This window comes from Isoptericola sp. NPDC057191 (assembly GCF_042670225.1).
Taxonomy (GTDB): Bacteria; Actinomycetota; Actinomycetes; order Actinomycetales; family Cellulomonadaceae; genus Isoptericola.
The window spans coordinates 1-11,852 of the sequence record NZ_JBHUWC010000127.1; the positions used below are offsets into that span (position 1 = coordinate 1).

At 74.3% G+C, this 11,852-nt stretch carries 11 protein-coding genes; 3 read left to right on the forward strand and 8 right to left on the reverse strand.

Going from position 1 to position 11,852, the window contains the following annotated elements:
- Positions 1-71 precede the first annotated feature (71 nt).
- The 3 genes from ACFT55_RS14625 to ACFT55_RS14635 are packed head-to-tail and all read right to left on the reverse strand — an operon-like array spanning position 72 to position 2,217.
- Positions 72-509 (reverse strand): DUF3040 domain-containing protein, encoded by a 438-nt coding sequence (locus ACFT55_RS14625; RefSeq protein WP_380244568.1) that lies wholly within the window; start codon positions 507-509, stop codon positions 72-74.
- Positions 510-547: 38 nt separating this feature from the next.
- The gene (locus ACFT55_RS14630; RefSeq protein ID WP_380244569.1) at positions 548-1,825 is read right to left on the reverse strand and encodes a DNA polymerase IV; all 1,278 of its coding nucleotides are present in this window, start codon (positions 1,823-1,825) and stop codon (positions 548-550) included.
- Entirely contained in the window at positions 1,822-2,217 is a 396-nt protein-coding gene (locus tag ACFT55_RS14635; protein ID WP_380244570.1) for an SAV_6107 family HEPN domain-containing protein, read from the reverse strand. Before ACFT55_RS14635 ends, ACFT55_RS14630 begins: the two co-directional genes overlap by 4 nt.
- 201 nt (positions 2,218-2,418) lie before the next feature.
- Here ACFT55_RS14635 and ACFT55_RS14640 point away from each other — a divergent pair, with 201 nt between their 5' ends.
- Positions 2,419-3,414: a spermidine synthase gene (locus ACFT55_RS14640; RefSeq protein WP_380244571.1), complete on the forward strand. Its 996-nt coding sequence runs from the start codon at positions 2,419-2,421 to the stop codon at positions 3,412-3,414.
- Between the two features lie 71 nt (positions 3,415-3,485).
- Here the strand turns inward: ACFT55_RS14640 and ACFT55_RS14645 are convergent, their stop codons facing one another.
- From ACFT55_RS14645 to ACFT55_RS14665, 5 genes are all read right to left on the reverse strand, one after another.
- The gene (locus tag ACFT55_RS14645; protein ID WP_380244572.1) at positions 3,486-3,689 is read right to left on the reverse strand and encodes a cold-shock protein; all 204 of its coding nucleotides are present in this window, start codon (positions 3,687-3,689) and stop codon (positions 3,486-3,488) included.
- 180 nt (positions 3,690-3,869) lie between these two features.
- Positions 3,870-4,808 carry a proteasome assembly chaperone family protein gene (locus ACFT55_RS14650; protein ID WP_380244573.1) on the reverse strand — a complete coding sequence of 313 codons (939 nt, stop codon included), beginning with the start codon at positions 4,806-4,808 and terminating at the stop codon, positions 3,870-3,872.
- 102 nt (positions 4,809-4,910) lie between these two features.
- A complete protein-coding gene (locus ACFT55_RS14655; protein ID WP_380244574.1) occupies positions 4,911-5,351 on the reverse strand; it encodes a response regulator in 441 nt (146 codons plus the stop codon).
- 83 nt (positions 5,352-5,434) lie between these two features.
- Positions 5,435-6,625: an ATP-binding protein gene (locus ACFT55_RS14660; protein ID WP_380244575.1), complete on the reverse strand. Its 1,191-nt coding sequence runs from the start codon at positions 6,623-6,625 to the stop codon at positions 5,435-5,437.
- Positions 6,622-8,043 (reverse strand): PP2C family protein-serine/threonine phosphatase, encoded by a 1,422-nt coding sequence (locus tag ACFT55_RS14665; protein ID WP_380244576.1) that lies wholly within the window; start codon positions 8,041-8,043, stop codon positions 6,622-6,624. Before ACFT55_RS14665 ends, ACFT55_RS14660 begins: the two co-directional genes overlap by 4 nt.
- A gap of 177 nt (positions 8,044-8,220) precedes the next feature.
- On the opposite strand from ACFT55_RS14665, the gene ACFT55_RS14670 reads away from it, so the two are divergent.
- The gene (locus tag ACFT55_RS14670; protein WP_380244577.1) at positions 8,221-10,533 is read left to right on the forward strand and encodes a HelD family protein; all 2,313 of its coding nucleotides are present in this window, start codon (positions 8,221-8,223) and stop codon (positions 10,531-10,533) included.
- Between the two features lie 43 nt (positions 10,534-10,576).
- Positions 10,577-11,815: a phosphoglycerate dehydrogenase gene (gene serA, locus ACFT55_RS14675; RefSeq protein WP_380244578.1), complete on the forward strand. Its 1,239-nt coding sequence runs from the start codon at positions 10,577-10,579 to the stop codon at positions 11,813-11,815.
- Positions 11,816-11,852: the final 37 nt, after the last annotated feature.

The following is an 11,852-nucleotide window of genomic DNA, read 5'->3' on the forward strand; positions in this document are numbered from 1 at the left end:
GTGGCTCAGCGGCCTGGGTACCTCTGTGTCCTGGGTCGCTCAGCGCCTCGTTAGCGGAGCGTCCTGGTAGTTCAGCGCCCCTGGTCGCGTCGACGCTCCCAGCGCTCCTCGAGGCGGGACAGGAAGCCCTCCTTCTTCGCCGCGGGCGCGGGGCGGGGCGCAGGCTGAGCGGTGCGGTTCCGGTGATCCGGGTTGGTCGACGGATCGACGGTCCCGTCGGGCCGGACGACACCCACGGGGCCCGCCTTCGACCGGCGAGGCGAGGCGAACGCGTACGCCACACCGGCGAACATGAGGACGAAGCCGGCGACGCCGACCCAGGCCTCCGACCTCGCCGCACCGAGCACGAGCAACAACAGCCCCGCGACGACTCCGACGCCGGCCAGGACATAACGCAGGGGCGACCGGCGGCGCGCCTGCTGCAGGGTGTTGGCCAGACGGGGGTCGTCGCTGCTCAGCGCGCGCTCCATCTGCTCCAGCACTCGCTGCTCGTACTCGGACAGTGGCATCGAGTCCCCCCGGGTCTCGCGGTGGAACGGTAACGACCTCAGGATATGCCCGCGCTGCCCGGCGCGGTAGTCGGCGGGGGTGAACCTCGGCGCCGTCCCGGCGCGGCACCGAGCATGATGGCCGAGCTGCCGAACCGTTCCCGCACGGCGTCGAGCGCCAGCTCGGCCTCGCGCCTGGCCTCCTGGCGCGGGTCCACGGACTCGTCGAGCGTCACCTGCTCCGCCAGACCGGACCTGACCTGCAGGTTCTCCCCCCGGACTCCGACGAGCCGCACGGGCAGCCCCCGCAGGTCCACCGCGCCCAGGAGCTCGCGGGCGACGAGGTAGATCTCCCGGGCGACGTCGGTCGGGCCGGCGAGCGTCCGCGACCGGGTCAGCGTGCGGAAGTCGCTGGTGCGCACCTTGAGCGCCACGGTGCGGGCGACCACGCCCTGATGGCGCAGCCGTGCGGCGACGCGGTCGGCGAGCAGCAGCATCCGCTGCTCCACCTCGTCCAGGTCCCACAGGTCGCGCTCGAAGGTCGTCTCGGCGCCCACGCTGCGCTCCTCGTGCCCGGGGACGACCGGCCGCGGGTCCCGCCCCCACGCGAGGTCGTGCAGGTGCGCCCCGGACACGGAACCGACGGCCGCCTGCAGGGTCGGCACGTCGGTGTCGGCGAGCTCCGCCACCGTGGTGATGCCCCAGCGCGCGAGGGCGGCCTCCGTCTTCTCCCCCACGCCCCACAACGCCCCGACGGGCAGGGTCCGCAGGAACCGCACCGTCGCGTCCGCCGGCACCAGGAGCATCCCGTCGGGCTTGGCGTGGGTCGAAGCGAGCTTCGCGACGAACTTGTTCTGCGCGACGCCGACCGAGCAGGTGATCCCGTGCTCGGCGCGGACCTGCTCGCGCAGCCGGGCGGCGATCACGGTCGGCGCCCCGAGCCGGCGGCGCGCCCCGCTGACGTCGAGGAAGGCCTCGTCGACGGAGATCCGCTCGACCAGAGGCGTGACCGTGGACAACAGCTCCATCACGGACTCGGACACGTCGTGATAGAGCCGGTGGTCCGGCGGGACGACGACCGCCTGCGGGCACAGGCGCAGCGCCGCCGCCATCGACATCGCCGAGCGGACCCCGAACGCTCGCGCCTCGTAGGTGGCGGCGAGCACGACGCCCCGCTCCCGACCGCCCACCATCACCGGCCGCCCGCGGAGCTCCGGACGCCGCACGAGCTCGCACGACGCGAAGAAGGCGTCCATGTCGACGTGCAGCACGGACGTCCCGGACTCGTCCGAGCCCCAGTCGCGGAACGCCCCGGCCGCCCGCGGGCCTCGGCTCACGACGCCGCCGGCGCCACGGCGAGCGGTCGCGCAAAACCTGCACGCGGGTCCACGAGCAGGCCCACCTCGTCACGGAAGTCCTCCGCGCACGCCACCAGCTCGGCCGCGCGGCGGGCGTCGACCTCGGGCTCCAGCCCTGCCTCGACGGCGGCCCGCACGCGGGCACCCGAGGCGAAGTAGCCCGACCAGGCGGCGAGCTCGGGCTCCACGAGCGCCAGCATGTCCCACACGGACCGAGCCCGGCTCCGCGTCGACGGGCGCCCGCGGAGCGCCACGACCGCGGCTGCCGCACGGAGCGCGGCCAGATGGGCGTGCACGAACCTGTCCGCGGCGTCGGTCGCCGTCGCCGCCGCCGCGAGCTCGGCGTCGGAACGGTCCAGCAGCCTGGTCACCTCCGGGCTCGGGGGCAGCGCGCCCGTGCCGGGCGCGCCACGACCGTGCACCGCTCTTGCAGATCCCGTCCGAGCCGACATCCTGCACCTCCCGTGCTCCGCGGACTCTCCCGCGTCCCGCCAGTGTCGAACACCTGTTCGATTCCTGTCAACCGCCGGACCCGGACCCGCGGCCTGCCCCGAACGGGGAGACTGGTGCGCATGTCCCGCACCTCCCGAGGCGGCTCCCGCCCCGACCGCCGGTCCGGCCGACGCCACCCAGCATCCTCCGACGCACCGACACTCCCCGTCGGCGAGGTCCCGATCGACACCGGCACCGCCCGGGTCGAGCAGGACCCCGACCACGCCGACCGGGTGACGCTGCACGTCAACGGCGTGCCCAGCTCGGCGCTCGACCTCGCCGACCCCGGCTTCCTCGCCTTCGAGTACATGCAGCAGATGGCCGCCGTGCTGGCCGGGCTCCCCGCGGGCCCGCTGCGCGTGCTGCACCTCGGCGCGGCCGGGTGCGCGCTGGCACGGCACGTCGAGCACGAGCGCCCCGACTCGCGCCAGCTCGGGGTCGACGTGGACGCCCGCCTGCTCGAGCTCGTGCGCACGTGGTTCGGGCTCCCCCGGGCGCCGCGGCTGCGGCTGCGGGCCGACGACGCGGGCCACGCCCTCGCCTCCCTGCCCCCGGAGTCCTTCGACGTCGTCGTGCGCGACGTGTTCGCCGGCGACCGGACGCCGGACCACCTCGCCGACGAGGCCTTCGCGGCCGCGGCGCACCGGGTGCTGCGGCCGGGCGGCGTCCTCCTCGCCAACTGCGCGGACCGCCCGCCGCTGCACCTGGCACGACGGGAGGTCGCGAACCTCGCGGAGGCGTTCGGCAGCGACGCCCTGGACGGCGGTCGCCTCGGGGTGGTCGCCGAGCACGCGATCCTCAAAGGGCGGCGCTACGGCAACGTGGTGCTCGTCGCGGTCCGCGCCACGACCGAGGACGCCCCCGGCAGCCCCGCCGACGGCCCCACCGGCGCCACCGGCCCCGACGCCACCGGCCCCGACGTCACCGGCGGCGCCGAGGCTGCGACCGTCGTCGCCCGCGGGGACCGGTCCGACGTCGACCTCGACGACGCGGCCCTCGCACGCCGCCTCCGCAGCCTGCCGGTGCCCGCGCGCCTGCTCGCCGGCGCGGAGCTGGCACGGTTCGCGGGCGCCTGACCAGGCGTCCTGACACGACGACGGCCGCGCCCCGACGCCGGGACGCGGCCGCCGTCAGGCGAGCCGGGGACTCAGAGCGGGACGACCTGCTCCGCCTGCGGACCCTTCGGACCCTGGGTGATCTCGAACTCGACCCGCTGGGCCTCCTCGAGGCTGCGGTACCCCTGCGACTGGATCGCGGAGTAGTGCACGAAGACGTCGGCGCCGCCGTCGTCCTGTGCGATGAAGCCGTAGCCCTTCTCCGAGTTGAACCACTTCACCGAACCTTGCGCCATGCTGATCCTTCGACCTTCCGTCACTGCGGTCACGGGCACACCGGGCGGCCACCCGCCGCTGCACAGGCCGCTGCCCCGGTTCCTGCGAGGGAACGCCTCTGCAACGCGGTCAGTGTGGCACGGACCACACTGCAGTGCCACGGATATGCCACGGATGCGGCGCAACGACCATTGCGGACGTCAGTCGTCGTCCTGCTGGGCCAGGAAGCGCTCGAACTCCGCACCCAGCTCCTCCGCCGTGGGCAGCGGCGCCTGCTCGGCCAGGAGGCTCGGGCGACCCACCGAGCGCGTGAACGCGTCGTACTGCTCCTCGAGCGCCCGGACGACCGCCTTCACCTCCGTGGACTCCCCGACCTGCTTCTCGACCTCGATGGTCGCGTCGGCCGCCGCCTCGGCGAGGAGGCCCGTGGCCAGGTCGAGGCCCGTGGCACGCTCCACGTGCCGCAGCGCCACGACCGCCGCCGGGGCGTAGCGGGACTGCGCCAGGTAGTGCGGCACGTGGACGGTGAACCCGATCGCGTCGTGCCCCGCCTCACCGAGGCGGTACTCCAGCAGGGCGGCCAGCGAGCCGGGGACCCGCACCGTCCCGAAGAAGGACGTGTAGTCCTCGACCAGGCCGGGTCGCGTGCCGTGCGCCGTCAGCGACAGCGGGCGCGTGTGGGGCACACCCATCGGGATGCCGTGGAAGCCGACCGACAGGGAGACGTCGAACCGTTCGACGAGGCCCTTCACGGCTGCCACGACGCGCTCCCACTGGAGGTCCGGCTCCGACCCGTGCAGCAGGAGGAAGCCGGTGCCCTCGCGGTCCGCCACGTGATCCAGGGCGAGGAACGGCTCGTCGTACGCCGACCACCGGTCGGCGTCGAACGTCATGCCGACCCGCTTGGAGCGGTAGTCGAGCAGCTGGTCGACGTCGAAGGTCACCAGACGTGTGGTGGTCAGCTCGTCGGTCAGGTGCTCCACGGCGATCTCTGCGGCGGAGCCGGCGTCGACGAACCCGTCGAGAGCGTGCAGCAGCACGGGTCCGTCAGCGGTCGGCGGGGCGTCGGGCCCACGGCGGGGCAGGACGCGCTCGACGGCGGCCTCGTCGACCTCGTAGATGCTCTGCGGGTCCAGCAACGGTCTCCTCCTCGGGTTTCCGGCTCGCGCCGACGGGCTCGCGCCCGCAGGAGTCACAACCCCGCCGCAGCCCGGATCCTTCCCGCCCCGCCGGGGCGCTCCTCAGCGACGCGGGAGACGGACCACCGTCACGAAGAAGTCGTCGATCTGGCGGACGACCTGGAGGAACCGTTCGAAGTCCACGGGCTTGGTCACGTACGCGTTCGCGTGCAGCGAGTACGACCGCAGGACGTCCTCCTCGGCCTCCGAGGTGGTCAGGACGACCACCGGGATGTGCTTCAGGCGCTCGTCGGCCTTGACCGCGGCGAGCACCTCTCGGCCGTCCATCCGCGGCAGGTTGAGGTCGAGCAGGATCAGGTCCGGCGTGGGCGCCTCGGCGTGCTCGCCCTCCTTGCGCAGGAACGCCATCGCGCTCACGCCGTCGGACACCACGGAGAGCCGGTTGACGACCTTGTGCTCCTCGAACGCCTCGCGCGTCATCAGCACGTCACCCGGGTCGTCCTCGACGAGGAGGACCTCGATTCCCGCCTGGTGGTCCGTCATGCCTACTCCTCGCCGTCGTCGAGCACCCCGGTCGGGGGCACACCCTCAGGTGCGTCGTCGCAGGTCAGCGACGTCCCCCGAGCCTAGCCGACCACGGGGGACGACGCCTCGTCACGATCGGGCAAGGTCCACCGGACGGTGGTCCCGCCACCCTCCGACGGCTCGAGCCAGACACGTCCGCCGTGGTGCTCGACCACCCGCTTGACCAGGGCGAGCCCGATCCCCGTGCCGGTGTACACGTCCTTCGGGTGCAGCCGCTGGAAGATGACGAAGACGCGCTCCGCGTACTGCGGGTCGATGCCGATGCCGTTGTCCGCGCACGAGATCTCCCAGCCCGCCTCGGGTGCCTCCAGGCGACGCGCCGACAGGTGGATGCGAGGCGGGCGACCGGGGTCGCGGAACTTCACGGCGTTGCCGACGACGTTCGTCAGCAGCATCGCGAGGAGCGCCCGCTCGCCGCGCACCACCGGCAAGGGGTCGTGCGTGACCTCCGCGCCCGACTCCGTGATCCGCTCCCCCAGGTCGTGCCGCGCCTGCTCGAGGACCTGCTCCAGCGGGACGTCCTCGGGCTCGCTCCCGGAGCGACCGACCCGCGAGAAGCTCAGCAGGTCCTGGATGAGGCGCTGCATCCGGAGCGCGCCGTCGACGGCGAAGGCGATGTACTGGTCCGCCCGGTCGTCCAGCTGCTCGCCGTAGCGCTTCTGCAGCAGCTGGGTGAAGCTCGCGACCTTGCGCAGCGGCTCCTGCAGGTCGTGCGACGCGACATAGGCGAACTGCTCGAGGTCGCGGTTCGAGCGAGCGAGCTCCTGCGCCTGCTCGGCGAGCTGGGCGTGCGTGCGCTCGGTCTCGGCGTGCGACGCCCGCACCTCGGCCACCTGCTGCACCAGCTCGCGCCGCATGTGCTCCACGTCGGCCGCGAGCGCCGCGACCTCGCCCGTGCCCTCGACCCTGATCTCGTGCTCGTGCGCGCCCGTGCTCGCGGCGCGCACGGAGTCGGCCAGCCGCGCGAGCGGACGCGTGACGCCCCGCTGCAGGGCACGCCACATGAACCACCCCATGAGGACCACGAGCAGCACGAGCACGACGACCACGACCAGGAGCGCGCGGTTCCAGGCGTGCGCCGCGTCCATCGCGGCGTCCCCGGCACCGACCCGCAGGAGGGAGAGCGATCGCTGGATCGCCACGAGGGCCACCGCGAGGGCGAGCAGCAGCACGGCGCCGACGATGAGCAGGAGCCGCAGGACGACGTCATGCAGCGGACGTTCGCGCCTCATGGGCGGGCCCACTCGGCCGAGTCCGCCAGGGTCGAGGACCGCTCACCCAGGTAGGGCGTGTCCCGCCCGGTCCATCCGAGCACGAGGAGGGCGGCGTCGTCCGTGAGCGGGCCGCCGTGCAGCGCGCGCACGCGCCGCAGCACCCGTTCCACCACGCCCACGATCCCGTCCCGCCCCAGGTCCTCGCGCACCAGCTCGTGCAGCCCCGACTGCCCCAGCCGGGGCACCCGTCGGCGCAGCGGACCGACCTGCGCCGGTCGGTCGCCCTGCGACGAGGTGAGCCCGAGCGCGTCACGACCCAGGCCGTCGAGCGTCTCGTCGCCGGCGAGCGGTTCCGCACCGGCCGCGGCGCCGGCGCGCACCTCGGCCTCGACGAGGCCGTCGGTGTACAGCATCAGCGCGAAGGGGCCGTCGAGCTCGATGCGCCGGGCTGCCCAGCCGCCGTCGACCGGCACGCCCAGCGCCCGGCCGCGGCCCGTGGGCGCCAGCGCCTCGCAGCGCAGGTCCCCGACCGGGCCGGTGATGAGCAGGGGCGGCAGGTGGCCCGCCAGGTACACGTCGACGCCGGACCGGTCCGGCGTGACCACCACCTGGCACAGGGTCACGAAGACCTCCGGGCGCGACCGCTCCGTGAGGAGCACCCGTTCCAGCTGCTCGAGGATGCGCTCGGGCGGGGTCCCGGTCAGCACGAGCGTGCGCCAGGCGGTGCGCAGCGTGGCCCCGAGGGCCGCCTCGTCGGGTCCGTGCCCCGCGACGTCCCCGACCACCGACAGCACGGAGCCGTCCGGCCGCTCCACGGTGTCGAAGAAGTCGCCCCCGAGCAGGCCGCCGCCGCCCGGGAGGTAGCCCACCATCACGGAGATCCGCTCGTCGCCCACGACCGGCTTGGGCAGCAGCGCGCGCTCGAGCCGCGCCGTCTCCTCCGCCCGCACGGCGCTGCGGTACAGCGCCCGCTGCTGCGCGGCGGACCTGCGCCGCTGCAGCGCGTACCGCAGCGACCGGCCGAGCAGCCCGGCGTCGGTCTCCCCCTTGACGAGGTAGTCGTCGGCGCCTGCCGCGACGGCCTGCAGCCCCTGGTCGCCCCCCGTGAGCCCGGTGAGCACCACGAGGGCGGGGACGTCGTGCACGCGCTCGGCGACCTCCCGCAGCCGGGACACGGCCGTGAGGCCGACGGCGTCCGGGAGCCCGAGGTCGAGCAGCACGCAGTCGACGCCCGGGGCGCCGCCGGGCCGCGACAGCGCCTCGACGGCCTCCGCCACCGACCGCGCGCGGAGCAGCACGACCGCCACCTCGGCGTCGTCGAGCAGCTCTGTGACGAGCAGCGCGTCCCCGTCGTCGTCCTCGACGAGGAGCACGGTCGCCGTCGCGTCCTCGGCGGGTCCCTCGGACCCTGCGCGCAGGACGTCGCCGCTGCTCATAGGCCAGATCCTAGCCCGGCACCCCCTCCCGAGGCAGTGCCCGCCGCCCGGCGCGTCGCCTCTCGGCCGGTCTCTCGGCCGCGGACCGCGCACCCGGGGGCCGGCCGGATCTGCAATGATGGTCCGCCGCAACGGGGCCGCGCCCGACAGGCGTGGCGCAAGACGCTGGGAGGATGCGTGGCGGGCAGGCACGACGAGCTGGCACGCGAGCAGGGTGTCGTCGACACCCTCTACGCCCGACTGGACGAGCTGCGACGCGCGACGCGCGACCGCCTCGCGGAGGTGCGGCGCTCGGGGCCCTCGGGCTCCCCGCAGAACCGCAGCGAGCGGGACGCGTTCGCGACGCTCTACGAGGACCGCGTGGCACAGCTCGACGCGGTCGAGGACCGCCTCGCCTTCGGCCGCCTCGACCTCGACGACGGCGCGACGCGGTACGTGGGGCGCATCGGTCTCGCGGACTCCGACCACCGGTCGCTGCTGACGGACTGGCGCGCCCCCGCGGCCACGCCGTTCTACCGGGCCACGGCCCTGCACCCCGCGGGGGTGCGGCGCCGGCGACACCTCGTGACGTCGGGACGTTCCGTGACCGGGCTCGAGGACGAGGTGCTCGACCTCGACGCCCTGCAGGCCGCCGACGGGGACGACGGTGCGGAAGGCCTCGCCGCGTCGACCCTGTCTGGCGAGGGCGCGCTCCTCGCGTCGCTCGCGGCGCGCCGTACGGGCCGGATGACCGACATCGTCGCGACGATCCAGGGCGAGCAGGACCGGATCATCCGCGCCGAGCTCGCCGGCGCGCTGGTGGTCCAGGGTGGTCCGGGCACCGGCAAGACGGCCGTGGCGCTGCACCGGGCGGCCTACCTCCTGTACGCCCACCGGCGGATCCTCGAGCGCAGCGGCGTCCTGCTCGTCGGCCCGAGCCGGGCCTTCCTGCGCTACATCGACCAGGTGCTGCCGTCGCTCGGCGAGACCGGCGTGGTCGCGACCACGGTGGGCGAGCTGCTGCCCGGCGTCCGCGCCACGGCGATCGACGACCCTGTCGCCACCGAGATCAAGGGCCGGCTGCTGTGGCGCGACGTCGTGCGCCGGGCGGTCCGCGCCCGCGAGCGCGTGCCCGCCCGCGACGTGCGCTTCCGCCTGGAGGGTCACGACCTCGTCGTGCGACGCCGGGACGTGCGGGACGCGATCGCGCGCGCCCGCCGCACCCACAAGCCGCACAACGAGGCCCGGGCCGCCTTCGTCCGCGACATGCTCGCCCGGCTGGTGGACCAGTACCGCGCCGCGGCGGACGCGGAGCTCGCACCGGAGGACGCCGCGATGGTCACCGAGGACCTCCGCTCGCACCGGGACGTGCGGGTCGCGCTCAACCTCGCGTGGTTCCCGATCTCGCCGGAGAAGCTCGTCGCCGACCTCTTCGCCAAGCCGCACCGGCTGGAGGAGGCCGCCCCCGAGCTGTCCGCCCGCGAGCGGGCGGCGCTGCGCCGCGACCCGGGCGCGCCGTGGACCGAGGCCGACGTGCCTCTGCTCGACGAGGCCGCCGAGCTGCTGGGCGAGGACGACTCGATCGCGCGCGCCGAGGCGAAGGCGCGCGCGGCCGAGCGCGCCGCCGAGCTCGAGTACGCCCGGTCGGTCCTCGAGTCCACGGGCGCGGGGGGCGGCCTGGTCGACGCGGAGACGCTCGCATCCCGCTTCGAGTCCGCGGGGCCGCGACTGACCACCGCGGAGCGCGCCGCCGAGGACCGCACCTGGACGTACGGCCACGTCGTGGTCGACGAGGCGCAGGAGCTCTCCCCGATGGCGTGGCGCATGCTCGTGCGCCGCGTCCCGACCCGCTCGATGACCATCGTGGGCGACGTCGCGCAGACGTCGTCGGCCGCCGGCGCACGATCGTGGCGCCACGCTCTCGACCCGGTGCTCGGCGACTCCTGGCGGCTCGAAGAGCTCACCGTGAGCTACCGCACCCCGGCCTCGGTCGCGGACGCCGCGCAGCGCATGGCGGCAGCCGCGGGCCTCCCCACGTCGCCACTCACCGCCGCCCGTGAGGTGACCGGAGCGCTCGAGCTCGCCCACGTCACGCCGTCCGGGCCGGCTCGCCCGGTGCTCCTCCAGGAGGTCCGGGACCACGTGGCCGCGCTCGTCTCCGAGTTCGTGGGGACCGACGGCGCGGGACGGGTCGCCGTGGTCGCGGCGTCCGCGGAGGTCGACGCGCTGCGCGAGGCCGTCGAAGGGGTGCTCCCGACCGTGCTCGCCCCCGAGGAGGTGTCCCGGCTGCTGGGGCAGCGCCCCGAGGACGCGCAGGTCGTCGTGCTCGACCCGCGCGAGACCAAGGGCCTGGAGTTCGACGCCGTCGTCCTCGTCGAGCCGGCCACCGTGACGGGCGGCCCTGGCGGCGCCTCGGACCTGTACGTCGCGATGACCCGGCCCACCCAGCGCCTCGTCGTGGTGCACGAGCGACCGCTGCCGGCAGGGATCGTCGAGCTCGCCGCGGCGTGAGACGCGTTTGTGGGCGCGGGCCCGCACAGCGCACCATGGCCTCGTGCTGCGAGCCCTCCTTCTCGAGAACGTCCATCCTGTCGCTGCCCAGAATCTTCGTGATGCGGGCATCGAGGTCGTCACGCGCCCCGGCGCGCTCGACGAGGCCGAGCTGATCGAGTCCCTCGCGGACTTCCAGATCCTCGGCATCCGCTCCAAGACCACCGTGACCCGCAAGGTCCTGGAGAGCGTGCCCGGCCTGCAGGCCGTGGGGACCTTCTCCATCGGGACGAACCAGATCGACCTCGAGGCCGCCGCGGCCCACGGCGTCGCGGTGTTCAACGCCCCGTACTCCAACACCCGGTCCGTGGTCGAGCTCGCCGTCGCGGAGATCATCTCCCTGACCCGTCGCCTCAGCGTGCGCGACAAGGCGCTGCACGACGGCGTGTGGGACAAGACCGCCGACGGCGCGCACGAGGTCCGCGGCCGGACGCTCGGCATCATCGGGTACGGGAACATCGGCTCCCAGCTCTCCGTGCTCGCCGAGAACCTCGGCATGCGGGTCGTCTTCTACGACACCGCCGAGAAGCTCGCCCTGGGCAACGCGCACCGCGTCGAGACGATCGAGGAGCTTCTCGCCGAGGCCGACGCCGTCACGATCCACGTCGACGGACGGCCGGGCAACGCCGGGCTGTTCGGCGCGGACCTGTTCGCGGGGATGAAGCCGGGCGCGATCTTCCTCAACCTCTCCCGCGGCTTCGTGGTCGACGTCGAGGCCCTGCGGGAGCACATCCTCTCCGGGCACCTCGGAGGCGCGGCGGTGGACGTCTTCCCGACGGAGCCCAAGAAGCGGGGTGACGAGTTCACCTCTCCGCTGCGCGGCCTGCCCAACGTCATCCTCACGCCGCACGTCGGCGGGTCGACCGAGGAGGCGCAGGAGGCCATCGGCGAGTTCGTGTCGAAGAAGCTGCGGGACTTCATGGCGACCGGGTCCACCACCCTGTCCGTCAACCTCCCGAACCTGCAGCTCGCGCACACCGGCGTGGGTCGCATCATGCTGCTGCACCGCAACGTGCCCGGCGTCCTCGCCGCCGTGAACCAGGTCTTCGCCGACCACGGCGCCAACATCGAGGCGCAGATGCTCGCCACCCGCGGCGAGATCGGCTACGTGGTCACCGACATCTCCGACGTCACCCAGCGTGGCGCCTCGGCCAAGCTGCAGGCGATGCCCTCGACCATCCGGCTGCGCATCCGCGACGCCTTCGAGCGGCCGGAGTTCCCGCCCGGTCCCGCCGCAGGCTGACGCGGCCCAGCAGCATCAGCACGCGAGGGCGCCCCCG